Origin of the sequence: Pseudomonas sp. I2, assembly GCF_040984075.1 — a bacterium.
Taxonomy (GTDB): domain Bacteria; phylum Pseudomonadota; class Gammaproteobacteria; order Pseudomonadales; family Pseudomonadaceae; genus Aquipseudomonas; species Aquipseudomonas guariconensis_B.
Genome location: NZ_JBCGFQ010000001.1, coordinates 53,182 through 76,931 on the forward strand (window position 1 = coordinate 53,182; position 23,750 = coordinate 76,931).

Genomic DNA, 23,750 nt, shown 5'->3' on the forward strand with positions numbered 1-23,750 from the left:
AACGGTCCGCCACCGAGGTCTGCCCGTGAGTCGTGCCGCGCTCCTGCCGCCCTTGCTCATGGCCCTCGCACCGCTCGGCGCCCACGCGCTGGAGGTGCAGATCGATCCACATGCCGACCTGCTCTATCGCCAGGCCTTGCCCCTGCTCGAACAGGCCGACGCCCAGGACGACAGCGCCAGCACCCTGCGTACCGCCGTCGACAGCGATCCGGAGCTCAGCCGCCAAGGCCAGGCCATGGCCAGGACCCTGCCTACGGCCGTGGCGCTGCTCAAGAAATCAGTAGCGCTTGGCCACCCGGTGGCTCAGTACCGCTTGGCCCTGTACTACATGACCTACCTGCCGGCCGCACAGATTCCCGATGCAGCCTGCCCATTGCTGCAGGCCAGTCTCAAGCAGGGCTTCGCGCCGCCGGCGCCGGCGATCGCCACCTGGTGCCCGCCCTACAACGCCAGCCCCGCCTATCGCGATGCCTTGGAGGCGATCCCCGGCATGGCCACCCTGTATGCGCCCTACTACCCGCAACCGGCGGTGCGCCTGGCCTGTAACCGCAGCCAACCGCAGGGGCTGGAGATGCAATGGGGGCGCCAGCGCGACTACCAGGCCGAAGTCTACCGCCTGCTCGGCGACCTCGATCCGCAGCATCGCCAGGTACTGCTGCAAAAAGCCGTGGAGATCAACGGCTGCGCCGCAGCCCAGCAGCGGCTGACCAGCAGCCACTAGGGGCTTCGCTAGCCCCCAAGGTCAGTCGGTTGTGCTGCATTTGGGGCTGTTTTGCAGCCCCCCAATAGCGTTGAACAGCATCGCAGCGAACAGCCCTCGCAAGCAGAGCAAGATCATTCAAGCCACGCCCCTTGCGCCTCTGGCATGCTGCCCTTCCCTGTCGACTCATCGCCGCCACCATGCCCAGCAGTCCGCCCATCGCTCGCCAAGCCTTCCTCCACGGCGCCGTCGCCATCCTGCCCCTGTCCCTGGCCGTCGCGCCCTGGGGCCTGCTCGCCGGCTCCATGGCCATCGAAGCCAAACTCAGCCCCTGGGAAGGCCAAGGGCTGTCCGCCATCGTCTTCGCCGGCGCCGCACAACTGGTGGCGATCGGTATGCTCAAGGGCGGCGCCAACCTGCTGTCGATCCTGCTGACTACCTTGCTGCTGACCTCCCAGCACCTGCTCTACGGCCTGTCCATGCGCCCGGTGCTGTCCGGCCAGCCGCTGCGCTGGCGGCTGGGGCTGGGCTTCCTGCTCACCGACGAATTCTTCGCCCTGACCAGCCAGTACGACCAGCAGCAATTCAACCGCTGGTACGCCCTGGGGGTCGGCCTGACGTTCTACGTCGCCTGGAACCTGTTCACCCTGGCCGGCATCGTCCTCGGCCAGAACATCCCGCACCTGGATCGGTTGGGCCTGGATTTTTCCATCGTCGCCACCTTCGTCGCGCTGATCGCCCCGCTGGTGCGCAACCTGCCGACGCTGGTCTGCGTGGCAGTGTCGCTGTTCTGTTCGGTGCTGTTCAGCTACTGGCACTGGGAAACCGCCCTGGTCGCCGCCGGCCTGCTGGGCATGGCGGCCGGCTTCGTCTGCCAGAAACTCTCGGGAGCCCGCCCATGACCTGGTTGCTGATCTTCGCCATGGGCGCTGTGGTGTTCCTCAATCGCTACGCCTTCCTCGAGCCGCGCCTGCCGCTGCGCCTGAGCTCCAATGCCCGGCAGTTCCTTGGCTTTGCCGTGCCTGGCATGCTCACCGCGATCTGCGGGCCGATCATCTTCCTGCCCGGCCACCAGCTCGACCTGAGCCCGGGCAACCCCTACCTGCTCGGCGCGCTGGTCGCTATCGGCCTGGTGCTGTTGACCCGCAGCGTATTGCTGAGCATGCTGGCGAGCATGCTGATTTTCTTTCTCCTGCGCAGTTGGCTGGCATGAGCACATCCCTGCGCGAACAGACCCATCTCTGGCAGGCACCGGCCCTGGGCGACGTGGAAATGCTGCATGCGCGGTATTTCCAGCAGCGTTTCGCCCCGCACGTGCATGAAGGCTATGTGTTCACCGTGATCGAGTCCGGCGCCCAGCGCTTCTGGCACCGTGGCAGCGAGCACCTGGCACCGGTCGGCAGCATGGTGCTGATCAACCCCGATGAACTGCACACCGGGGCCACCGCCCATGAAGCAGGCTGGCGTTATCGCGGCTTCTATCCGGAGCATGAGCGGGTCACTGGCGTGTTGAAGGAGCTGGAGCTGGGCCGCCGCGGCATGCCCCACTTCAAGCAGAGCGTGATCCAGGACCCGGCCCTGGCCGCGGCCTTCAGCCACTTGCACCAGCTCTCCGAGTCTGGCGCCAGCGCCCTGGAGCAGCAGACGGCCTGGCGCCATGCCGTACTGGCGTTGGTGCAGCGCCACGGCCATTGCGCCGAGGCGCCCGCGCCGGGCAACGAGCCCTTGGCCGTGGCCCGCGCTCGGGAATTGCTGGAAAGCCAACTGGCCGACCCGCCCTCGCTGGAAGCCCTGGCCAGTGCCGTGAACCTCTCGCCCTTCCATTTCGCCCGGGTATTCCGCCAGGCCACCGGCCTGCCGCCGCATGCCTGGCTCAAGCAGCGACGCCTGGCCCGCGCCCGGGAGTTCCTCAAGAGCGGCCTGCCCGCCTCGGACGTGGCCTTCGCCCTGGGATTCGCCGACCAGAGCCACCTGAACCGGCAGTTCAAGCAAGCCTATGGGGTGACGCCGGGGGCCTATCGGCAAGCCTGCCTGCAGCCGTGACGGCAGTCGCCAGCGGCGCTGGCACCGTGCGGCAGTTGGCCCCAGGCAAGCTGCCCGGCCGCTGCTACACTGACAAGGCTGAATGGAGGATCCTGCCATGTCCGAAAGAGAGCTCACCACCCTCCTGACGCTGATGAACCAGCGCCAAGCCTGCCTGAGCAGCGCCTGCAAGGAGATCGCCGACTGGATCGACCGGCAGGGCGACGTGCCCGCCGCTGGCAAGATCCGCGCAAGCCTCAAGGCCCTGGAAGCCGACGAAGCCCAGCTGCGCAAGACCCTGACATCGCTGTCGATCGAACGACCGTTGCCGCGGTTTCGTAGCTGAATGGGGGCCGCTTTGCGGCCCTTTCGCAACGCAAGGCCGCTCCCACACGAACCTGCAGGCCGTATCGTGCGTGGTCGACGTGGGCTTTGAGGAGTGGGCTTGCCGGGCCGCCGCGAATGGGCTGCGCAGCAGCCCCGGGCGAGGTGGGAGGTCAGTGCATGTGCGCGTGGTCGTGACCGTGGCCGGCGCCTTCGGTCAGCGGGCGTACCGGGGCCTGCACTTGCAAGGTTTGCTTGGCGCCCTTGGCGTCCTCGATGGTCAGGGTCAGCGGCACCTGCTCGCCTTCCTTGACCTGCTTGTTCAAGCCCATCAGCATCACGTGGTACCCACTCGGATCCAGGCTCACGGCCTTGCCGGCAGGCAGCTCGATGGCCTTGACTTCCCGCATGCCCATCACGTCGCCATCCATGGTCATTTCGTGGATCTGCACGGTCTTGGCGACCGTCGAGGCCACGCCCACCAGCTTGCTGTCGCTGCTCGCGGTCAGGGTCATGAACGCACCGGTGGACTGCTGGTGCGGCACGCTGGCGCGGACCCAGGCGTCGCTCACGGTGGTTTCGGCCAGGGCCGGCAGGGCCAGGCCCATCAAGGCCAGGGCGGCCAGGCCGCGCTTGATCGGTTGCATCGAAATTGCCATTTAGCAGATCTCCATCAGGGTGAGCAGGTCTTCGCTGCATTCCTTGGCGTTCAGGGAATGACCCAGGCTCAGGCGCAGGGTGCCACGGGAATCGTAGACGTAGCTGGTGGACGAATGGGAGATGGTGTAGGTGTCGCCGGCCGGCACCTTCTCGTAGAACACCTTGAACTCCTTGGCCACCTCGGCGATTTCCTCCGGGGTGCCCGTCAGGGCGGTGAACGACGGGTCGAAGGCCTTGACGTAGGCATCGAGCACCTCGGGGGTGTCACGCTCCGGGTCCAGGGTGATGAACACCACCTGCAGGAAGCCGGCATCGCGCCCCATCAGCTTCTTGATCTGCACCGCGCGCGCCAGGGCGGTCGGGCACACCGCCGGGCACTGGGTGAAACCGAAGAAGATCATCGGCATCGTGCCGTAGAAGCTCGACAGGGTGCGCTCGTTGCCTTGGGTGTCCTTCAGGCGGAACTTGCGCCCGAGGATCTCGTTGCTCATGTTCTTGCCATACTTGAACTCGAGCCCCCGGGCCGGGCTGCAGCCCGCCAGCAGGCCAAGCCCCAGAACGCCCATCCCGGCGACGACAGCACGCCGGGTCAGTAGATCAGTCATGGAACCATCCTTTACAGGGAAGGTGCCGGCCCTTGGGACAGGCCAGCGAAAAACCGGGGCATTCTGGCATGACACCCGCGGGTCTTCTACCCGACGAATGGGGCATCGGCCTGCAGGCCTTTGAATACGGGCTGCGGCCTGTTGTCGCAGGGGTTGAATCGGTAACAGTTTGTTGCTAGATGAAGACGCGGTCAGGTGCCAGTCGGTCAAGCGGCGCTTGCCATCTTGGGGCACGAAGCGCCCCACATGACAAACGCCTGTCGCCTGCCGATCAGTAGTAGGCGTTTTCCTTGTTGCTGTGGTCGGTCACGTCACGCACGCCCTTGAGCTCGGGAATACGCTCGAGCAGGGTGCGCTCGATGCCGTCCTTGAGGGTGACGTCGGCCTGGCCGCAGCCCTGGCAACCGCCACCGAACTGCAGCACGGCGATGCCGTCTTCGACCACGTCGACCAGGCTCACGGCGCCGCCGTGGCTGGCCAGGCCCGGGTTGATCTCGGTCTGCAGGTAATAGTTGATCCGCTCGTTGAGCGGGCTGTCCTCGTTGACCATCGGCACCTTGGCGTTCGGCGCCTTGATGGTCAGCTGGCCGCCCATGCGGTCGGTGGCGTAGTCGACCAGCGCGTCCTCGAGGAAGGGCTCGCTGACCGCATCGATGTAGGCGGTGAAGCTCTTCAGGCCCACGGCGGTGTCATCGGGTTTTTCCTCGCCCGGCTTGCAGTAGGCGATGCAGGTTTCGGCGTACTGGGTGCCCGGCTGGGTGATGAAGATACGGATGCCGATACCCGGGGTGTTCTGCTTGGACAGCAGATCGGCCAGGTAATCATGGGCGGCGTCGGTAATGGTTATAGCGCTCATGGAAGTTCCTCACAGACTTGCCGGCAAGTGTACGCCAAGCTGGCGCCTGAACAAAGTCCTAGTATTTGACTCGGGAAAGCGCCAGCGCCTGGCGTTGCCCAGGCCGCGCCGCGAACCAGGCCTGCAGTCGCCGGTACAGGCCGCGCTCGAGCCAGTGGTAGCTGAGCCACGACATCAGGCCAATGAGCGGCACGCAGAAGGCGAACGCCAGGTAGGGGTCCAGCCCCAGGCGTCGGCTGGCGAACCACCCGCCATAGAGCACCAGCACATGGATCAGGTACACCGAGTAGGAACAGTCGCCCAGTGCCTTGAGCACCCGGTTGCCCCGGAACCAGGGCTCCAGGGCCACGAACGCGAACACCACCAGGGCGCTGGGCAGGCCCCAATGCAGCAGCCGCATCGAGGCGTCCAGGTGATAGAGCGCAAAGCCTGCCGCCGCCAGCACCGCCAGGGGCAGCCACAGCCCTTCGGGGATCATGCCGCGACGGTACAGCACGCCCAGGCCGATGCCGAGCAGGAACTCGTAGATGATGTCGTTGTTGTAGAAGCGGCTGAGCACGCCCAGGCGCCCCAGCACCTCGCTGACCAGCAGCAACGCGGCGCTGACCAGCACCAGGTGATGGCGCTGGCGCACCAGGAAGGCCAGGCCGAACAGCAGGTAGAAGAACATCTCGAAGTTGAGCGTCCAGCCCACATTGAGGGTCGGGTACAGCCCGTAGCCTCCTGGGTTCTCGGCGGGGATGAACAGCAGCGACAGCAGCAGGTGCTGCCATTCGAACACCTGGTGCGGCATCCAACGGCTGGCGGCGAGCAACAGCAAGGCCATGAGCAAGGTGTAGAACCAGTAGGCCGGGACGATACGCAACACCCGGTTGAGCAGGAACTGCCCAGGGGCGACCGCTTTGTCGCGGGTCGAGAGGTAGATCACCATCCCGCTGATGACGAAGAAGATATCGACGCCTACCGCGCCGCGGTGGCTGAACAGTCGGCCGATGGGGCCGGTGGCATGGAAGTCGAAGAAGATCTGCATGAAATGGTGGCAGACCACCACCCAGGCGGCGAACGCCCGTAGTGCCTGAAGCGAATACAGCATGGATTGCCCTGCGTTTTCTGGTGCATTCAGGCCCCGCTTTCATCGCCTGGCACGTGCCTCGCACGCGCTCGCGGGCAAGCTCGCCTCACAGGGGGGAGCGCCGTTCCTCAGCGGGCGCTCCCACAGGCCAGGCAGCTCCAAGCGGGACCGCCCGTGCGTGGGACCGCAGGATGCCGGGAAAGGTCAGGCGCCCTTCCCGGCGACCGATCAAAGGTTCTCGTAGCGGTTCATGTCCAGCACGCCTGCCTCCACCGGGTCGGTCTCCTGGATGTAGCGGTTCAGGTCATGGAAGTAACGCCAGAACTGCGGATGGCTACGGCGCACGCCCCAGCGCTCGACGAGGGTCTCGAACTTGCCCTGGTCGTCACGGGCCGCCTCTATGTCTTCGACGAACTCCGGCACATCGCGGGTGGGGATGTTGAAGATGAAATTGGGGTAGCTGCTGAGCACGCCCGGGTACAGCGTCAGGGTGTCCAGGCCCGGCTGGTAGCGGTAGGCCTCGCCGAGCAGGAAGGCGACGTTGCTGTGCGCGCGGTTGCGCAGCAGGCTGTAGACCTGGCGCTGGCCGCCCTGCCCTTCGATGCGCAGCAGGGTCGCCTCGGGCAGTTGGCCGATCACCTTCAAGCCTGCGGCCGGGCGCGACACCAGGCGGCTGAGGCTCTGCTCGGCGTCACGGAACTCCGACGCCAACCCCGGCCGCGAGCAATAGGCGCCCTGGCAGCGGTTGATCGGGTCGGGCGCGGCATTGAGGCTGCCGGTACGCTGCAACAGTTTCAGGCCGAAGTCGCGCTTGGGGTCGTGCTCGTCCAACTTGAGCGCGCTCGGGGTGCTGGTATCGATGTCCTCGTAGTCGAGCCACATCTTCACCTTGCCGCTGTTCTGGTACCAGTCGCCGAGGATCGCGCCGCGCTGGTCGGCGGGCATCAGGCGCAGGAAGTTGACCTCGGCGCCATTGCGGATCAGGTCGAAGTACAGACGCGTCTGCAGCTGGTGCGAGACGTTGCCGAACACGTCGAAATTGACCGCCAACTGGTAGTAGGTGCGCTCGAACAACGGGTAGTCGAATAGCCAGACGGTCAAGGGTACGTCACCGATCAGGCCCTTGCTCACCGAGGCACTGTCGAAGTGGCGGAAGATGGTCAGCAGCGCATTGTCGTTGCCCGCCCACAGGGTCGACCAGCTCGGCGCCGGCATCTGCGCGTAGGCCTCGCGGCGCAGAGTCTCATAGGCGTTGCGCTTGTCGCGGTAGGCGTGCCAGAGCGTCAGCACGCTGCCGACGTCGTCGATCTGCCCCGGCATGGCCAGCAGTGGCGTGGCCTCGCCACGGTAGCGGGCATCGGTGACATAGCGATCGTAGGCCGGCTCCTGGAACAGTGCCCAGAAGTGGTCGCGGATCACGTCGGTGGCGATCTGGCCGCGGCACACCGGGCCACGGATGAAGGTGCGCACGAAGTACTCGGCGTTGTCCAGCATGAACTGGTAGCGCGCCACCGCCGGGATCGCCTCGAAGGTTTCGAACGGGTTGGCGCGGTGACGCGGGCCATAGCCGGGCAACGAAGTGGCGTGCCAGTCGCCGCTGTAGAACAGCTGCTTGACCCGCTTGAGCTTCTGCGGCCCCATCGGGTAGGTGATGTGGGTCTTGTGCACGATCACGCCCTGCACCGGGACCAGGCGGTAGTAGAAGTCTGTCCCCGGCGGGTCATTGGGCCGGCGGGTGGCGATCACGTCGACCGGCTGGCCGCTCGGCGTGCGCGAGCGCACCCACTGGAAGAAGTGGCCCGGCTCGCCACCGACAAAATAGATGTGGGCAAGGAACAGGTGCTCGTACAGCCAGCGGCCGACCAGGGCCTCGGTAGAGCCCGGGCGGTTGAGCAACTCCTCCCACTCGGCGATCTGCCTGGCCTCGGCCGCGCTGGGCTGGATCGGCTGGTATTCGACCGGAGCACCGGCCGCCAGCCAGCGCTGCAGGGTCTGGTACTCGGCGTCGGTCAGGCCGGTGACCGCCAGGGGCATGCCCTCCTTGGGATGGGCGCCGGCATAGGCGTCGAACTCATGGGGCAATGGGCACATGTTGTTACGGTTGAGCCCCAGGACGATCTCCTCGGGCAACTTGGCGTTGGGTGTGAGCGGGGTCTTGTGGCCGAGTTCGAGCATGCGCGCCATCAGCGCGGCCTGGCTGCCCTGGCCGTCGAGCACCGAGTAGAAGCCCTTCTTGCGCCACTGCTCCTCGCTGTGGGCATCGTAGAACAGGCGCGTGGTGGGCACCGCCTTGCTGCGGTCGCCCTGGTACACCGGGACCTTGGATGCCCCGCGCACCGCCCCTTCGGGGCTTTCCAGCTTGAGCTGGCAGGCGGCGTCGTTGCAGGCGTGGCAGGCCACGCATTTCTCGGTGAAGATCGGTTGGATATCCCGGGTGTAGGAGATTGCCGGGCTCGATTGCGGGGCTTGCCCCGCCGCCACGCCGCTGATGAGCAGCGCGAAGGCGCCGGCAAGTAAGCGATGCACCATGTGCCGAATGTCCTGGTTCCTGTAAGCCATCACGATGTGCCTGGCGGGTAGTGGGTGCGCGAACATGAAGGAAATTCATGCAAACGGGCGATGCGTCTAAAAACCGCGCACCTTTGTTATCATGGCGCACCCTCTGTCATTTGCCCGACCAGGTAGTTCCTATGTCCGACCGCAGCGCTCGTTTCCAAGCACTTCAGCAAGCACTCAAGGAGCGCATACTGATCCTCGACGGCGGCATGGGTACTATGATCCAGAGTTACCGCCTCGAGGAACACGACTATCGTGGCACGCGCTTCGCCGATTGGCCAAGCGACGTGAAAGGCAACAACGACCTGCTGCTGCTGACCCAGCCCGATGTCATCGCCGCCATCGAGAAGGCCTACCTGGACGCCGGCGCCGATATCCTCGAGACCAACACCTTCAACGCCACGCAGATTTCCCAGGCCGACTACGGCATGGAGACGCTGGTCTACGAACTGAACGTCGAGGGCGCACGCATCGCCCGCCAGGTGGCCGACGCCAAGACCCTCGAGACCCCGGACAAACCGCGTTTCGTCGCCGGCGTGCTCGGCCCGACCAGCCGCACCTGCTCGATCTCCCCGGACGTCAACGACCCGGGCTACCGCAACGTCACCTTCGACGAACTGGTGGAAAACTACACCGAGGCCACCCGTGGCCTGATCGAGGGCGGCGCCGACCTGATCCTGATCGAGACCATCTTCGACACCCTCAACGCCAAGGCGGCGATCTTCGCCGTGCAGCAGGTGTTCGAGGAAGACGGCGTCGAGCTGCCGATCATGATTTCCGGCACCATCACCGATGCCTCCGGCCGCACCCTGTCCGGACAAACCACCGAGGCGTTCTGGAACTCGGTGCGCCACGCCAAGCCGATCTCCGTGGGCCTGAACTGCGCCCTCGGCGCCAAGGACCTGCGCCCCTACCTGGAAGAGCTGGCGACCAAGGCCGATACCCATGTCTCGGCCCACCCCAATGCCGGCCTGCCCAACGCCTTCGGCGAATACGACGAAACCCCGGCGGAAATGGCCGCGGTGGTCGAGGAGTTCGCTGCCAGCGGCTTTCTCAACATCATCGGCGGTTGCTGCGGCACCACCCCGCCGCACATCCAGGCCATCGCCGAGGCCGTGGCCAAGTACAAGCCGCGTGAGATCCCGGAAATCCCCAGGGCTTGCCGCCTCTCGGGCCTGGAGCCGTTCACCATCGATCGCCAGTCGCTGTTCGTCAACGTCGGCGAGCGCACCAACATCACCGGTTCGGCCAAGTTCGCCCGGCTGATCCGCGAGGAGAACTACACCGAGGCCCTGGAGGTCGCCCTGCAGCAGGTCGAGGCCGGCGCCCAGGTGATCGACATCAACATGGACGAAGGCATGCTCGACTCCAAGGCTGCCATGGTCCGCTTCCTCAACCTGATCGCCGGCGAGCCGGACATCTCCCGCGTGCCGATCATGATCGACTCCTCCAAGTGGGACGTGATCGAGGCGGGCCTCAAGTGCATCCAGGGCAAGGGCATCGTCAACTCGATCTCCATGAAGGAAGGCGTCGAGCAGTTCAAGCACCATGCCCGCCTGTGCAAGCGCTACGGCGCCGCAGTGGTGGTGATGGCCTTCGACGAGGTCGGCCAGGCCGACACCGCCGCGCGCAAGAAGGAAATCTGTCAGCGCAGCTACGACATCCTGGTCAATGAAGTGGGCTTCCCGCCGGAAGACATCATCTTCGACCCGAACATCTTCGCCGTGGCCACCGGCATCGAAGAGCACAACAACTACGCCGTGGACTTCATCGAAGCCTGCGCCTACATCCGCGACCACCTGCCCTACGCGCTGTCGTCGGGTGGCGTGTCCAACGTGTCGTTCTCGTTCCGTGGCAACAACCCGGTGCGCGAGGCGATCCACTCGGTGTTCCTGTTCCATGCCATCGGCAACGGCCTGACCATGGGTATCGTCAACGCCGGCCAGCTGGAGATCTACGACGAGATCCCCGCGACCCTGCGCGACAGGGTCGAGGACGTGGTGCTCAACCGTACCCCGGAAGGCACCGATGCCCTGCTGGCCATCGCCGACGAATACAAGGGCGGCGGCGCCAGCAAGGAAGTCGAGGACGAGGCCTGGCGCGCCATGCCGGTCGACAAGCGCCTGGAGCACGCCCTGGTCAAGGGCATCACCGCGCACATCGTCGAGGACACCGAGGAGTGCCGCCAGCAGTGCGCGCGCCCCATCGAGGTCATCGAAGGGCCGCTGATGAGCGGCATGAATGTGGTCGGCGACCTGTTCGGCGCCGGCAAGATGTTCCTGCCCCAGGTGGTCAAGTCCGCCCGGGTGATGAAGCAGGCCGTGGCGCACCTGATCCCCTTCATCGAAGCGGAGAAAGGCGACACCCCGGAGGCCAAGGGCAAGATTCTCATGGCCACGGTCAAGGGTGACGTGCACGACATCGGCAAGAACATCGTCGGCGTGGTGCTCGGTTGCAACGGCTACGACATCGTCGACCTGGGCGTGATGGTGCCGGCGGAGAAGATCCTGCAGACCGCCCGCGAGCAGAAGTGCGACATCATCGGCCTGTCCGGCCTGATCACCCCGTCGCTGGACGAGATGGTCCACGTCGCCCGCGAGATGCAGCGCCAGGGCTTCGAACTGCCGCTGATGATCGGTGGCGCCACCACCTCCAAGGCACACACCGCGGTGAAGATCGAGCCCAAGTACTCCAACGACGCCGTGGTCTACGTCACCGACGCCTCCCGCGCCGTGGGCGTGGCCACCCAGTTGCTGTCCAAGGAGCTCAAGGCCGGCTTCGTCGAGAAGACCCGCGAGGAATACCAGCAGGTGCGCGAGCGCACCGCCAACCGCAGCGCCCGCACCGAGCGCCTGGGCTACGACCAGGCCATCGCCGCCAAGCCCCAGTACGACTGGGCCGGCTACACCCCGGCGGTGCCCTCCTTCACCGGCGTCAAGGTGCTGGAGGACATCGACCTGCGGATGCTGGCCGAGTACATCGACTGGACGCCGTTCTTCATCTCCTGGGACCTGGCCGGCAAGTTCCCGCGCATCCTCACCGACGAAGTGGTCGGCGAGGCGGCCACGTCGCTGTACAAGGATGCCCGCGAGATGCTCGACAAGCTGATCGACGAGAAGCTGATCAGCGCCCGCGCGGTGCTCGGCTTCTGGCCGGCCAACCAGGTGGAGCACGACGACATCGAGGTCTATGGCGACGGCGGCGAGAAACTGGCCACCCTGCACCATCTGCGCCAGCAGACCATCAAGCCCGACGGCAAGCCCAACCTGTCGCTGGCCGACTTCGTCGCGCCGAAGGACAGCGGTGTCACCGACTACATCGGCGGCTTCATCACCACCGCCGGCATCGGTGCCGAGGAAGTGGCCAAGGCCTACCAGGACAAGGGCGACGACTACAGCTCGATCATGGTCAAGGCCCTCGCCGACCGTCTGGCCGAGGCCTGCGCCGAATGGCTGCACGAGCGGGTGCGCAAGGAATACTGGGGCTATGCCAAGGACGAACAGCTGGACAACGAGGCGCTGATCAAGGAGCAATACAGCGGCATCCGCCCGGCCCCCGGCTACCCGGCCTGCCCGGACCACACCGAGAAGGCCACCCTGTTCCGCCTGCTCGATGGCACCGCCATCGGCGAGAAAGGGCCGAGTGGTGTATTCCTCACCGAGCACTTCGCCATGTTCCCGGCGGCGGCGGTCAGCGGCTGGTACTTCGCCCATCCGCAGGCCCAGTACTTTGCCGTGGGCAAGGTCGACAAGGACCAGATCGAGCGCTACAGCGCGCGCAAGGGCCAGGACATCAGCGTCAGCGAACGCTGGCTGGCGCCGAACCTGGGCTACGAGGGCTAGGTCCAGCTTCTTTACAAGCCATTCTGGCCTCTTCGCGGGCTTGCCCCGCGAAGAGGCCGGTACAGCCCACCCAAATCCCCGGGTTGCCTACACTATCCCTGATTGCCTCTGACATCAGGAGCCACTCATGGACGACCGCGACCAGGACAAACCACCCACCTTCTGGCAGATGCTGCACAGCGTCCTCGCCGCGGCCTTCGGCGTGCAAAGCGGCAAGAACCGTGCGCGCGACTTCACCCATGGCAAGGCCAGCCACTTCATCGTGCTGGGCACGCTGTTCACCCTGGTGTTCATCCTCGTGCTGATCGGCCTGGTGCAACTGGCGCTGCACCTGACTGCGCGCTAGGCCTGCGGCTTGTCCCACTGCCGGTCAGTCAGAGATTTGCGTGAATGCTGGAACCAGAGCAACCCGCCTGCGGATATCCCTTCCGCAGGCGGCTCAGGCTTGGATCAAGGTCGTTGCGAATGAAAGCTACTGATGGCTGACCCAATACACAGCGGCCACGACTACTAGGACGATCAGGCAAAGGATCGCCCAGGCATCCACAGTGCTGTCAGTCTTGCGCAGCTTGGTCGAGTTTCCCATTGCATTGCCTCTTGTAGTGGTTATGGGAATGCACTTCACCTCCAGCAGTTAAGCCTAGCAATGCCCTTCTCTCAAGCAGGGGCTTTCGGTAATCGACGACCGACGACCAACCAGGGCACGGAAAACCCGCGCCCCCAACCTTCGGCGCTGTAATGCTGAAAATCGCCCCACAGTCGGTAAAGATACCGCCACATCCCCGCACCGCATTCGCGCCATCATCGCCAGCAAATGCCAGTCAATCTCACTTAGTCCAATTGGTTCTTTTCATATGCAAAAACATCACTTTAGCGCATAAACACAAACTGCTATCGTTCCCCCGCTCCGAAGCGGAGTGCGCGGCCGTGCGCGCGATTAGCTGCATGCAGCCTGAGACAGGACTTATATGTACGTATACGACGAGTACGATCAGCGGATCATCGAGGACCGCGTCAAGCAGTTCCGTGATCAGACCCGCCGCTACCTGGCCGGTGAGCTGAGCGAAGAAGAATTCCGCCCTCTGCGCCTGCAGAATGGCCTCTATATCCAACGTTTTGCCCCGATGCTGCGCGTCGCCGTGCCTTACGGCCAGCTGAACTCGACCCAGGTGCGCATGCTGGCGAAGATCGCTCGCGACTACGACAAGGGCTACGCACACATCAGTACCCGGCAGAACGTGCAGTACAACTGGCCGGCGCTGGAAGACGTCCCAGAGATCCTCGCCGAACTGGCCACCGTGCAGATGCACGCGATCCAGACCAGCGGCAACTGCCTGCGCAACACCACCACCGACCAGTTCGCCGGTGTTGCCGCCGATGAAGTGATCGACCCGCGCCCCTGGTGCGAGATCGTCCGCCAGTGGACCACCTTCCACCCGGAATTCGCCTACCTGCCGCGCAAGTTCAAGATCGCCATCAACGGCTCGAAGGAAGACCGCGCGGCCATCGAGGTGCACGACATCGGCCTGGAGCCGGTGTACAACGAGGCCGGCGAGCTGGGCTTCCGCGTGCTGGTCGGTGGTGGCTTGGGCCGTACCCCCGTGGTCGGTGCGTTCATCAACGAGTTCCTGCCCTGGCAGGACCTGATCAGCTACCTGGACGCCATCCTGCGCGTGTACAACCGTTACGGTCGCCGTGACAACAAGTACAAGGCGCGGATCAAGATCCTGGTCAAGGCCCTGACCCCGGAAGTCTTCGCCGAGAAGGTCGAGGCCGAGATGGCCCACTTGCGTGGCGGCAGCACGACCCTGACCGAAGCGGAAGTCGAGCGCGTCTCGCGCCACTTCGTCGACCCGGCCTACCTGACCCTGGACAACGTCGACTACAGCGCCCTCGACCAGGAATTCCCAGGCTTCGCCCGCTGGCGCTCGCGCAATACCCGCGCCCACAAGCGCCCGGGCTACGTTGCCGTGACCCTGTCGCTCAAGCCCACTGGCGTTGCCCCGGGCGACCTGACCGACAAGCAGCTCGACGCCGTCGCCGACCTGGCCGACCGCTACAGCTTCGGCTTCCTGCGTACCTCCCATGAGCAGAACATCATCCTCGCCGACGTCGAGCAGCGCCAACTGCATGCCCTGTGGCTGGAACTGCGCGAGCTGGGCTTCGCCACGCCGAACATCGGCCTGCTGACCGACATCATCTGCTGCCCGGGTGGCGACTACTGCTCCCTGGCCAACGCCAAGTCGATCCCGATCGCCGAATCCATCCAGCGTCGCTTCGACGACTTGGACTACCTGTTCGACATCGGCGAGATCGACCTGAACATCTCCGGCTGCATGAATGCCTGCGGCCACCACCACGTCGGCCACATCGGTATCCTTGGCGTCGACAAGAAGGGCGAGGAGTTCTACCAGGTTTCCCTGGGCGGCAACGCCGCACGCGATGCGAGCCTGGGCAAGATCCTCGGCCCGTCCTTCGCCCAGGATGAAATGGCCGATGTGATCGAGAAGCTGATCTCGGTGTACGTGGAACGACGTACCGAGGACGAGCGCTTCATCGACACCTACCAGCGTATCGGCATCGACCCTTTCAAGGAACGCGTCTATGCAGCGAATCATTAAGAACAACGAGATCGTCGACGAGACCTGGCACCTGCTGCCCAAGGACACGCCCCTCGACGAGCTGACCAACTGCGACGACTACATCGTCCCGCTGCAACTGTGGCGCGAGCATGCCCACGCCCTCAAGGCCCGCGACGGCGGCCTGGGCGTGTGGTTGGACAGCGATGAAGAGGCCGAGGAGATCGGCGACGACGTCGAGCACTTCCAGGTCATCGCCCTGAACTTCCCGGCCTTCACCGACGGGCGCAACTACTCCAACGCGCGCCTGCTGCGTGACCGCTACAAGTTCAAGGGCGAGCTGCGCGCCATCGGCGACGTGCTGCGCGACCAGTTGTTCTACATGGCCCGCTGCGGCTTCGATGCCTTCGCCATTCGTGCCGACAAAGACCCGGAAGATGCCCTGCAGGGACTGAAGGACTTCTCGGTCACCTACCAGGCCGCCACCGACGAACCGCTGCCGCTGTTCCGCCGCCGCTGATCGATGCCTCCCCCACCGGCCCGCCCTTTGGCGGGCCGGTTCGTTTCCAACCTGCAAACCCCGCCATTCCTGACTCCAAGTCAAAAGACCTTGCTCCCCGCAAGCCTTAATCCCATCCCGCCAAACGTCCACACTGGAGATAGCTGCAAGCCGCGAGCTGCAAGCTGCAACTCCCCCATCCAGGAGCACATCCCATGAGCATCCCGTCCTTCGGCCTCGGCACCTTCCGCCTGACTGGCCAGGCTGTCATCGATTCGGTGAAGGCCGCACTGGCGCTGGGCTACCGCGCCATCGACACCGCACAGGTCTACGGCAACGAGGCCGATATCGGCCAGGCCATCGCCGAGAGCGGCATCGATCGTAGCGAATTGTTCATCACCACCAAGATCTGGGTCGACAACTATGCTGCCGACAAACTGATCCCCAGCCTGCGCGAAAGCCTGGCGAAACTGCGCACCGACCATGTCGACCTGACCCTGATCCACTGGCCGGCGCCTGGCAACGGCGTCGAGCTGGGCGAGTTCATGACCGCCCTGGCCGAAGCCAGGAAGCAGGGCCTGACCCGCCAGATCGGTATCTCCAACTTCAACATCGAGCTGACCCGCCAGGCCATCGACGTGGTGGGCAAGGGCGAGATCGCCACCAACCAGATCGAGCTCAGCCCCTACCTGCAGAACGCCAAGCTCGTGGCCTTCCTCAAGGAACAGGGCATCACCGTCACCTCGTACATGACCCTGGTCTACGGCAAGGTGCTCAAGGACCCGGTGCTGGCCAGCATCGCCGCCAAGCACAAGGCCACCGTGGCGCAGGTCGCGCTGGCCTGGGCGATGCAACTGGGCTACGCGGTGATCCCCTCCTCCACCAAGCACGAGAACCTTGCCAGCAACCTGCTCGCCCGTGACCTGCGCCTGGACGACGAGGACATGGCACGCATCGCCACGCTCGAACGCAACGGTCGCGAAGTCAGCCCTGACGGCCTGGCGCCGGCCTGGGACTGAGGCATTCCCTACCCTAGCTGCCTTGAGTAATGGAGCCTGAAGCTCGCTGGGCAGTTAGGACTTTGTGGGGCTGCAACGCAGCCCACGCCCCTGCTCGCCCCTCGCCAATGGACAGAAAACGAACGCCACGGACGAATCCCGCATTCATCCTCACGCCGCCGCCGAGCCGCTGACCACGCCACGCCTGAGCGGCATGGACAATGTCCGTGACATCGCCGGCACCACCACCGCCTATAGCACCGCCCACGACGGCACGATGCGCGCCGGGGTGTTCTACCGCTCCAACGCCCTGACCCGACCGCTTCGGACCTGGTCACGCTGAACGGCCTGAACATCAGCGACGTCTACGACCTGCGCACACCCAGCGAGATCGCAGCCACGCCCGACACCCTGCCGGCCGGCCCGCGCTACCAGAACATCGACATCATCGGCAGCACCACCTCGGGCGCGGACATCACCCATATCGCGTTCTCCAGCGCCGCCGAAGCCACCACCATGATGCAGGAGACCAATCGCGCCTTCGTCAGCGACGCCGGCATGCACAGCCAGTTCGCGGTGCTGTTCAACGAACTGGCCAGCGCCCATGCCGGTTTCGGCTACAGCCGGGCAATATCGGCAGGGCCGGCGTCGAAGCGAACACCGACCTGACGTTCCTCAAGGCGGGTGCCCGCTTCACCCCGGACGGCCTGGAGCGTGGCATGTTCATCGACGCCAACACCAGCGCCGGCTGGCTATGCATTCTGACGGGGAGCGCCGGCCGCTCCCGCAGGGGCGGCCTGGCGCTCCACTACCCTCGCCCTCCGCGCTTCACATCGGCCGGGCACACCCCGTAGGCCTGCTGGAAATACAGTGAAAGCCGGCCGGCATTGCTGACCCCATGTCGCAGCGCCACCTCCGCCACCGACACCTCCAGCACGGCATCCACCAGCATCTCCTGCAGGCGCAGCGGCATCAGGGCACCGCTAGCGCACCGAAGGCGTCGCTGGACATATCGGCGCAGCGGAGGATGATCCGCTTGCGGGGCATGCTGGGGTACACCGTGCGTGTCACCTTGAGGCCAGGACTGGACGGAAAAATCGCCAACACCTTAGCAACCACGGATGACAGACACGTGACGGGCAGCCCCTTGCCCAATAATCCTCAGCGCAGCACTCAACAGGCGCTACCGCCGATGATCATCGTCAGCACAGTGGCGGTTCGAGGAACGGGGCGCAAGGCAAGGCTGCCAGGCAACCTCTCGAGCCGGTCGCGGCACGGTTTCCTACAACGGCGTACCGGAACGGCCAAGCGCCCGACGCTGCGCCAGGCAGACGTAGCCCAACCCCAACACACCGATGAACAGGCACGCCAGCAACAGCATCAGTTCCCTGCTATACCTGCCTACCCAGGCCGGGAAGCCAACGAACTCCCGGTAGACCTGCACATCCGCCAGCCCATCGGCATGCCGGATGCTGATGCCACCTTGGCGGATCTGCGAGTAGTCCGAATCGAAATAGACCCAGACCTTGCAGTGACCTTCCCGGCCGATCGAGGCGATATCGATAAGGCCGGTCGGCTCCTGAAGGATGTTGTCGTTGCCGTTTTCGTCGCGGATCTGCACCAGCCCCTTGGCCGGCAAGCGGATCCGCACGTCGCGCACGGGCGCATCGCCCTTGTTGCGCAACTCGATGAGCAGCCCGGTACGGTGATCCACCAGGCCCGCCTCGAAGGGCTTGGCGAACAGTTGCAGGTAAGGCGCCTGGGCCAGGTCGACCAGCTTGTCGAGCTGCTGACGATTGAGCACGCCCTTGCCGACCTCCCTGATCTGGGCGTGCAGTCTCTCGTACTTGAGCAGCTCGTTGGTCTTGCTGATGCGCTCGCTGAACTGGCTCGGGTAGGTCAGGTAGGAATAGGTCAGGCGCGCCTGCAGGCCGTCGTCGTCCTTGAACATCGCATAGAGCGCGGCGGCGGAAGCGGCGACGACCAGCAGGCCCACGAGGGATTTCCCGACTTTTTCCCAACTCACCTTGGCGGTTCCTTCTTTCGCTATGTGGGTAGCACGAAATGGCTGGCAAAGCGTGCCAAGTTCCTGGGGTGGGGGCAAGGGCTGGTGTCCAGATGAACGACATGGCGCAGAATTAGCGTCCTGAATATCGCGGTACCGGGCGCAGCAGCGGCACTGGGTTGAACCTGCGGTTGACAGGCTAGCCATTGGCCACTTAGCATTCCGCAATGCCTTGGGAGGCACCCTGCTGCATTGGGGAACACCCTATTTATCTCCTAACTTGATTTTCGCCAGAAAGGGCCAAGCAAGCAGCAATGCGGGTATCGGTTATTCCCGATATTGGCCTGTGGAGAAAGTCATGTCTGCATCCGCCGATTGCATCGAACATTTCAAGTACCTCGTTCGCCGCTCATCCGACCAAGGCCTGAGCTACTCCGAACGCCTTGATTTCCATGCCAGGGCAATAGGCTTCAACAACTATCACCACTTCCTTGCCTCGATTGCAAAGTTCAGCGACGACCGTATCGGTAAGATCAGTACCAAACTGATGCGCCTTGCTTGTGCCCGGGCGCAGCCCAAGCCAAGCAAACATTATTACGAGTTCATCGCCCACAAAGATCGCCGTATGCGTTTCTACAGCCACTGGATCGGCTGGGACATGCGTGGCCAGGAAGTACGCATGCCCAGCTTGATGAATGCTCCCTATCGTGTCCCGCATCTTCGCGAACGGCTGGCAGCCCCAGTCTATGTCATCGAGACCCGCACACAACTGATCGCCTGGCGCCACAAATGGCATGGCATGGCCTACATCGTGAGTCATGAGGCCGAACGTGAACTGTGTGAGGCCTTCGACCGACAGAGAGATGTGGTACCAGGGGCTCGCAACAAAGACCTCGACCTGGAGGAAGACTACAGCCACAACTACGCCACCTGGTATCCATCGGGCAAGTGATACCTCCCATCGTTCGACACCTGGGGCGTCTGCGGCCCCAGGATCAGCAGTGTTGAATCGCAAAACGTGTTCTCGAATCGAAGAGCCACCAGATGCTTGGTCATCGCCCCTGGACGATCTTGCCCCACCTACGCTCAAGCATAGGCGGCACAGGAGCTGTTGAGGGCTTGCCTGCGAACAAAGGCGCAGCCCTTGGTGTACTGGGGAGCCAGGTGAACTGCCTATTCACGGCGGTTTGGCACCCCGACAAGCCCACTTCTACAGCAGAAGGGTTCGCCGCTCAACGCCAACCAGAGCCCCAAACCAACCTGCGCGAACCCTACGCAGGTTTCTACCCGTAGTCTGGCCTGCCCTCATCGGTGAAGAACGGCGAACCAGGCGAGACTAGAACGCCTTCCAGAGCACTACAACGGCCATACTAGTGCTCTGTCTCAGATAAAACGTTCTCTTTGTTCTCGCGTGCCATGGCCTCTCGGGCACCCTGGATCTTGCGCAAGATGTCTTCACCTTTCGCGCTCCAGACGTACCGGCAGGGTTGAGCGTTGTGCAGCGCTAAAAACGTGGTAATGGAGCTGGCCAGTTCACGTGTGGAACTGAAGCTGCCGTCGCGCAGGTAAACGGTGATATCCCGGAAGAAGCGCTCAACCATGTTCATCCAGGAGCTTGAGGTCGGAGTGAAATGCAGGTGGAATCGTGGATGCCGCTTGAGCCATTCCTTGACCACGGGATGCTTGTGAGTGGCGTAGTTATCCACGATCAAATGCAATTGCAGACCTTTGGGTGTTTCTCGGTTGATCTTTTTCAGGAAGGCCAGCCACTCCTGATGCCGATGCTGGGTTTCGATGCTGCTGATCAGCCGACCTTGCAGATAGTCCATGGCGGCGAACAACGTTAGCGTGCCGTGGCGGACATAGTCATGGGTTTGCGTGCGAATGTGGCCGATGCCCAATGGCAAGCCTGGTTGCGTGCGTTGCAGGGCTTGAACCTGGCTCTTTTCATCGCAGCAGAGCACCAACGCCTTATCCGGTGGCGCCAGGTACAGGCCGATAACGTCCCAGAATTTTTCTTCGAACTGAGGATCGTTGGACAGCTTGAAGGTGCGGGTGAGGTGCGGCTTGATGCCGTTGGCAGCCCAGATCCGCTGAACGCTGGCGGGAGAAATACCCGCGACACGCGCCATGCTACGGCAGCTCCAGCGTGGCTGACCGATGCGCGGTTGAGTGACCTGCTCAAGTGTTCGCTTCAAGGCCTCGGCAGGCAATGAAGGCTTGCGGCCCCGCCCCGGCAAATCTACCAAACCCTGAAGACGCAGTGCTTGAAACCGCTTGCACCAGCGGGTGACGGAAACCACGGAGAGGCCAGTCAGCTCAGCGATTTCATTACGTGAATGCCCTTGAGCGGCCAGCAAGATTACACGTGCTCGACGACCATCGCGTTGGCTGATGGTGGCAGATCGAACTCGTCGGTTCAGCTCAACTTGCTCGTCGTCACTTAGCACGATGTCTTGAGAACTCATAGCTCCACCCCGCGTCCCGTCTGACTAAGGAAGCGTAGCTCAAATGGGATATTTATTTTTGAGACAGAACACTAGGGGATGATTCTTCCAAAAAGGAAGTCGGTGATCCGGCAGGACAGGAGTTCAAGCTTTATAAGTCATCCAGACTCACTGGAATGCCCTGCTCGCCAGAGCGTGCCTTGATCACTTCGATCAACTCCAAGTCTTCCAGGCGCTCCGTCACCTGCTCGTATAGCTTGGCAGGCACTAAGTAGCCCATCACACGGTTATGGTTGAGAACGGCCACCAGCATACCATCTGCTTCAGCGATGACTGCTGACGGATCCTTCTTCAACTCAGAAATGCTGACCATAACGTTGGCTAAGACATTTTGCACAATAAAGCTCTTTTTATAGCCGAACGCTGATCCCTTCATATCAAGGCTGCGTGGAGAGTTGACAGCGCCTCCCCCCCGGCTGACAAGTACCAATGGAGTGACAAGCTTGACCATCATCATAGAGACTTTCGAACCCTGACGCGCAAGGATTCGAAGTAGTCGCCATCCACAGGAGCAGTGGGGGCCGATTCAGCCCCAGCCAGCGGCAGACCACGCAGGTGCTGCCGATCCTGATCCTTGCGAATCAGCTCCCGCACATATTCGCTGCTGGTGCTGTAGCCTCGCTGGCTGACTTGGTCATCAACAAAGGTCTTGAGGGCGTCCGGCAGGGAGATGTTCATGGTACTCATGGTTTCGTCCGCCTTTGACAAAACTTGCCAAAGTATACACCTCTAGCTCTGCCTCGTCAGGTCACAACACAGTGTCGAATTGCGACAATAAGAAACAGCCGTAATAAGCAGAGATCGCCCCAAAGCTGCAGCTCGCTACCGGCAGCAACCGGCCGATTCTGTTGAAAAAGTAGCTGCTGCCCCATGCCGCCGGCAAAATCACGCGCTCAGCGAGCGTGGGGGTAGGCAGCATGATGGGGCAGTTACCGGGAGGACAGGCGCGCCTGTTCTACTCGTTCAATCTAGAAGAGCACATCCCGCCGCAACACCTCCTGCGCAGCATCGACCAGTGCCTGGATCTCAGTGACCTGCGCGCCCACCTAGTGGATTTCTACAGCCCCATAGGGCGCCCCTCGATTGACCCGGAATTGATGGTGCGCATGCTGGTCGTCGGCTACTGCTACGGCATCCGTTCCGAGCGGCGGTTGTGCGAAGAGGTGCACCTGAACCTGGCCTATCGCTGGTTCTGCCGGCTGGGCCTGGAGGACGAAGTCCCTAATCACTCGACCTTCTCGAAGAATCGCCACGGCCGCTTCCGTGACAGCGGCCTTTTCCGCTGGTTGTTCAATGAGGTGCTACGCCGCTGCATGGTGGCCGGCCTGGTCAAAGGCGAAGGCTTCGCTGTCGACGCCAGCATCATCAAGGCGGATGCCAGCCGGCAACGTGGGGTGGCGGGCGATGAAGTCGACTGGCGCGATCCGGCGCTCAGCACCCGCGCCGTGCGCGAGTACCTCGAAGCCCTCGATGAGGAGGCGCTGGCCGAAGCCCTGCCCAAGAAGATTTCGCTCACCGATCCGCAGTCCCGTTGGACAGCAGCGCCAGGCGGCCCGGCTTACTTTGCCTACGCCACCAACTACCTGATCGACACCGCGCACGGCGTGATCCTGGATGTGGAAGCCACGCCGGCGCATCGGACCGCCGAAGTCGAGTCGACCAAAACGATGGTCGAGCGCGTCGAAGCGCAGTTCGACCTCACCCCAGAGCGCCTCATCGGCGATACCGCCTATGGCACAGCTCCAATGCTGGCCTGGATGGTCGAAGAAAAGGACATCGAGCCGCATGTGCCGGTGTGGGACAAGACCGAGCGCAAGGACGACAGCCTCTCCAGTAACGACTTCCACTGGAATCAGGACGCCAATGAATACCGCTGCCCAGCCGGCAAACCGCTACGCAGTGAATGGCGCGCCTTCACCCAGAAAAGATCGCGGGTGACCAAGGCCAACACCATCATCTACCGCTCCAGCCAAACCGACTGCACCACCTGTCCGCTGAAAGCCAAGTGCTGCCCCAACACGCCGAACCGCAAGATCGTTCGCAGCATCCATGAGGCTGCCCGCGACGTGGCTCGACGTATCGCCAAGACACCGGAATACCTCGTCTCTCGCTGCGAGCGAAAGAAGGTGGAGATGCTGTTCGCCCACCTCAAACGGATCATGAAACTCGACCGTTTACGACTGCGTGGCCTGACGGGTGCCACTGATGAGTTCACCTTGGCGGCGACGGTGCAGAACCTGCGCCGCATGGCCAAGATTTTGCCTCAAGGGCCACCGCTCACGGGGTAGGCACGCCTGCGGCGAGCAGAAACCCTCGAATTAACCCTCAAACCTGAGCACGGACGCTCAGTGAAACGCCGAAAGGCAACTTGAAGTGGCTTGCAGCCACTTCAACTGCAGGCACACCCGACCGTCTGGCTGCCGCTGAACCTACTTTTTCAACAGAATCGGCCAGAAGCAGACCTTCAAGTCTGGGGAAACAGGCGGACAACTCGTTCTTACGGAGGTTCTTCTCGCGGACGCTGG

General features: G+C 63.4%; 21 protein-coding genes and 2 pseudogenes. 13 read left to right on the forward strand and 10 right to left on the reverse strand.

Annotated features, from left to right (window positions below; all coding sequences use genetic code 11):
* Positions 1-58: 58 nt before the first annotated feature.
* From WCE05_RS00235 to WCE05_RS00255, 5 genes are all read left to right on the forward strand, one after another.
* A complete protein-coding gene (locus WCE05_RS00235; RefSeq protein ID WP_368815320.1) occupies positions 59-721 on the forward strand; it encodes a sel1 repeat family protein in 663 nt (220 codons plus the stop codon).
* A 179-nt stretch (positions 722-900) separates the two neighbouring features.
* The gene (locus WCE05_RS00240; RefSeq protein WP_225789716.1) at positions 901-1,602 is read left to right on the forward strand and encodes an AzlC family ABC transporter permease; all 702 of its coding nucleotides are present in this window, start codon (positions 901-903) and stop codon (positions 1,600-1,602) included.
* Positions 1,599-1,913, forward strand: a complete 315-nt coding sequence (locus tag WCE05_RS00245) for an AzlD domain-containing protein (RefSeq protein WP_225789717.1) — start codon at positions 1,599-1,601, stop codon at positions 1,911-1,913. Before WCE05_RS00240 ends, WCE05_RS00245 begins: the two co-directional genes overlap by 4 nt.
* The gene (locus WCE05_RS00250) at positions 1,910-2,743 is read left to right on the forward strand and encodes an AraC family ligand binding domain-containing protein (RefSeq protein WP_368815246.1); all 834 of its coding nucleotides are present in this window, start codon (positions 1,910-1,912) and stop codon (positions 2,741-2,743) included. Before WCE05_RS00245 ends, WCE05_RS00250 begins: the two co-directional genes overlap by 4 nt.
* A gap of 97 nt (positions 2,744-2,840) precedes the next feature.
* Positions 2,841-3,068, forward strand: coding sequence for a hypothetical protein (locus WCE05_RS00255; RefSeq protein WP_225789719.1), 228 nt, complete (start codon positions 2,841-2,843; stop codon positions 3,066-3,068).
* Between the two features lie 151 nt (positions 3,069-3,219).
* On the opposite strand, the gene WCE05_RS00260 is transcribed toward WCE05_RS00255, so the two are convergent.
* The 5 genes from WCE05_RS00260 to WCE05_RS00280 form a co-directional block, all read right to left on the reverse strand.
* Entirely contained in the window at positions 3,220-3,699 is a 480-nt protein-coding gene (locus tag WCE05_RS00260; RefSeq protein ID WP_368815322.1) for a copper chaperone PCu(A)C, read from the reverse strand.
* Positions 3,700-3,705: 6 nt separating this feature from the next.
* Complete coding sequence (locus WCE05_RS00265; RefSeq protein WP_225789721.1) at positions 3,706-4,311, reverse strand: SCO family protein; 606 nt, start codon at positions 4,309-4,311, stop codon at positions 3,706-3,708.
* Positions 4,312-4,582: 271 nt separating this feature from the next.
* A complete protein-coding gene (gene nfuA / locus WCE05_RS00270; RefSeq protein WP_253080340.1) occupies positions 4,583-5,167 on the reverse strand; it encodes a Fe-S biogenesis protein NfuA in 585 nt (194 codons plus the stop codon).
* Between the two features lie 58 nt (positions 5,168-5,225).
* Positions 5,226-6,260 carry an acyltransferase family protein gene (locus WCE05_RS00275; RefSeq protein ID WP_368815247.1) on the reverse strand — a complete coding sequence of 345 codons (1,035 nt, stop codon included), beginning with the start codon at positions 6,258-6,260 and terminating at the stop codon, positions 5,226-5,228.
* Positions 6,261-6,467: 207 nt separating this feature from the next.
* On the reverse strand, positions 6,468-8,768 hold the full coding sequence (locus WCE05_RS00280; protein WP_368815248.1) for a fatty acid cis/trans isomerase: 2,301 nt from the start codon (positions 8,766-8,768) through the stop codon (positions 6,468-6,470).
* Between the two features lie 161 nt (positions 8,769-8,929).
* Here WCE05_RS00280 and metH point away from each other — a divergent pair, with 161 nt between their 5' ends.
* The 6 genes and pseudogenes from metH to WCE05_RS00310 all read left to right on the forward strand — a co-directional run.
* On the forward strand, positions 8,930-12,637 hold the full coding sequence (gene metH / locus WCE05_RS00285; RefSeq protein ID WP_368815249.1) for a methionine synthase: 3,708 nt from the start codon (positions 8,930-8,932) through the stop codon (positions 12,635-12,637).
* 127 nt (positions 12,638-12,764) lie between these two features.
* Positions 12,765-12,983: a DUF2970 domain-containing protein gene (locus WCE05_RS00290; protein ID WP_225789726.1), complete on the forward strand. Its 219-nt coding sequence runs from the start codon at positions 12,765-12,767 to the stop codon at positions 12,981-12,983.
* Positions 12,984-13,605: 622 nt separating this feature from the next.
* The gene (locus tag WCE05_RS00295) at positions 13,606-15,258 is read left to right on the forward strand and encodes a nitrite/sulfite reductase (RefSeq protein WP_225789727.1); all 1,653 of its coding nucleotides are present in this window, start codon (positions 13,606-13,608) and stop codon (positions 15,256-15,258) included.
* Positions 15,242-15,736 (forward strand): DUF934 domain-containing protein, encoded by a 495-nt coding sequence (locus tag WCE05_RS00300; protein ID WP_225789728.1) that lies wholly within the window; start codon positions 15,242-15,244, stop codon positions 15,734-15,736. Before WCE05_RS00295 ends, WCE05_RS00300 begins: the two co-directional genes overlap by 17 nt.
* Before the next feature lie 194 nt (positions 15,737-15,930).
* Positions 15,931-16,734 (forward strand): 2,5-didehydrogluconate reductase DkgB, encoded by an 804-nt coding sequence (dkgB, locus tag WCE05_RS00305; protein ID WP_368815250.1) that lies wholly within the window; start codon positions 15,931-15,933, stop codon positions 16,732-16,734.
* Between the two features lie 142 nt (positions 16,735-16,876).
* Positions 16,877-17,313: pseudogene (locus tag WCE05_RS00310) on the forward strand (tyrosine-protein phosphatase); the annotation flags it as partial.
* A 208-nt stretch (positions 17,314-17,521) separates the two neighbouring features.
* On the opposite strand, the pseudogene WCE05_RS00315 reads toward WCE05_RS00310, so the two are convergent.
* Positions 17,522-17,638, reverse strand: a pseudogene (locus WCE05_RS00315) (AraC family transcriptional regulator); the annotation flags it as partial.
* 357 nt (positions 17,639-17,995) lie between these two features.
* A complete protein-coding gene (locus tag WCE05_RS00320) occupies positions 17,996-18,739 on the reverse strand; it encodes a hypothetical protein (RefSeq protein WP_368815252.1) in 744 nt (247 codons plus the stop codon).
* Positions 18,740-19,076: 337 nt separating this feature from the next.
* On the opposite strand from WCE05_RS00320, the gene WCE05_RS00325 reads away from it, so the two are divergent.
* Positions 19,077-19,670, forward strand: coding sequence for a hypothetical protein (locus tag WCE05_RS00325; protein ID WP_368815253.1), 594 nt, complete (start codon positions 19,077-19,079; stop codon positions 19,668-19,670).
* Between the two features lie 418 nt (positions 19,671-20,088).
* Here WCE05_RS00325 and WCE05_RS00330 read toward each other — a convergent pair whose 3' ends face one another.
* The 3 genes from WCE05_RS00330 to WCE05_RS00340 all read right to left on the reverse strand — a co-directional run bounded on the left by WCE05_RS00330 (position 20,089) and on the right by WCE05_RS00340 (position 21,912).
* Positions 20,089-21,186 carry an IS630 family transposase gene (locus WCE05_RS00330; protein ID WP_368815254.1) on the reverse strand — a complete coding sequence of 366 codons (1,098 nt, stop codon included), beginning with the start codon at positions 21,184-21,186 and terminating at the stop codon, positions 20,089-20,091.
* Between the two features lie 130 nt (positions 21,187-21,316).
* Positions 21,317-21,562, reverse strand: coding sequence for a type II toxin-antitoxin system Phd/YefM family antitoxin (locus WCE05_RS00335; RefSeq protein WP_368815323.1), 246 nt, complete (start codon positions 21,560-21,562; stop codon positions 21,317-21,319).
* A gap of 116 nt (positions 21,563-21,678) precedes the next feature.
* Positions 21,679-21,912, reverse strand: a complete 234-nt coding sequence (locus tag WCE05_RS00340) for a type II toxin-antitoxin system ParD family antitoxin (RefSeq protein WP_116802127.1) — start codon at positions 21,910-21,912, stop codon at positions 21,679-21,681.
* A 230-nt stretch (positions 21,913-22,142) separates the two neighbouring features.
* Here WCE05_RS00340 and WCE05_RS00345 point away from each other — a divergent pair, with 230 nt between their 5' ends.
* A complete protein-coding gene (locus tag WCE05_RS00345) occupies positions 22,143-23,513 on the forward strand; it encodes a transposase (protein ID WP_368815255.1) in 1,371 nt (456 codons plus the stop codon).
* The last annotated feature ends 237 nt before the right edge of the window (positions 23,514-23,750 follow it).

What these genes read in the sequence shown, in the direction of transcription:
- WCE05_RS00235 (WP_368815320.1), top strand. Translation starts at nt 59, where the DNA reads ATGGCCCTCGCACCGCTCGGCGCCCACGCGCTGGAGGTGCAGATCGAT.
- WCE05_RS00240 (WP_225789716.1), top strand. Translation starts at nt 901, where the DNA reads ATGCCCAGCAGTCCGCCCATCGCTCGCCAAGCCTTCCTCCACGGCGCC.
- WCE05_RS00245 (WP_225789717.1), top strand. Translation starts at nt 1,599, where the DNA reads ATGACCTGGTTGCTGATCTTCGCCATGGGCGCTGTGGTGTTCCTCAAT.
- WCE05_RS00250 (WP_368815246.1), top strand. Translation starts at nt 1,910, where the DNA reads ATGAGCACATCCCTGCGCGAACAGACCCATCTCTGGCAGGCACCGGCC.
- WCE05_RS00255 (WP_225789719.1), top strand. Translation starts at nt 2,841, where the DNA reads ATGTCCGAAAGAGAGCTCACCACCCTCCTGACGCTGATGAACCAGCGC.
- WCE05_RS00265 (WP_225789721.1), bottom strand. Translation starts at nt 4,311, where the DNA reads ATGACTGATCTACTGACCCGGCGTGCTGTCGTCGCCGGGATGGGCGTT.
- nfuA (WP_253080340.1), bottom strand. Translation starts at nt 5,167, where the DNA reads ATGAGCGCTATAACCATTACCGACGCCGCCCATGATTACCTGGCCGAT.
- WCE05_RS00275 (WP_368815247.1), bottom strand. Translation starts at nt 6,260, where the DNA reads ATGCTGTATTCGCTTCAGGCACTACGGGCGTTCGCCGCCTGGGTGGTG.
- WCE05_RS00280 (WP_368815248.1), bottom strand. Translation starts at nt 8,768, where the DNA reads ATGGTGCATCGCTTACTTGCCGGCGCCTTCGCGCTGCTCATCAGCGGC.
- metH (WP_368815249.1), top strand. Translation starts at nt 8,930, where the DNA reads ATGTCCGACCGCAGCGCTCGTTTCCAAGCACTTCAGCAAGCACTCAAG.
- WCE05_RS00290 (WP_225789726.1), top strand. Translation starts at nt 12,765, where the DNA reads ATGGACGACCGCGACCAGGACAAACCACCCACCTTCTGGCAGATGCTG.
- WCE05_RS00295 (WP_225789727.1), top strand. Translation starts at nt 13,606, where the DNA reads ATGTACGTATACGACGAGTACGATCAGCGGATCATCGAGGACCGCGTC.
- WCE05_RS00300 (WP_225789728.1), top strand. Translation starts at nt 15,242, where the DNA reads ATGCAGCGAATCATTAAGAACAACGAGATCGTCGACGAGACCTGGCAC.
- dkgB (WP_368815250.1), top strand. Translation starts at nt 15,931, where the DNA reads ATGAGCATCCCGTCCTTCGGCCTCGGCACCTTCCGCCTGACTGGCCAG.
- WCE05_RS00325 (WP_368815253.1), top strand. Translation starts at nt 19,077, where the DNA reads ATGTCTGCATCCGCCGATTGCATCGAACATTTCAAGTACCTCGTTCGC.
- WCE05_RS00330 (WP_368815254.1), bottom strand. Translation starts at nt 21,186, where the DNA reads ATGAGTTCTCAAGACATCGTGCTAAGTGACGACGAGCAAGTTGAGCTG.
- WCE05_RS00340 (WP_116802127.1), bottom strand. Translation starts at nt 21,912, where the DNA reads ATGAGTACCATGAACATCTCCCTGCCGGACGCCCTCAAGACCTTTGTT.
- WCE05_RS00345 (WP_368815255.1), top strand. Translation starts at nt 22,143, where the DNA reads ATGATGGGGCAGTTACCGGGAGGACAGGCGCGCCTGTTCTACTCGTTC.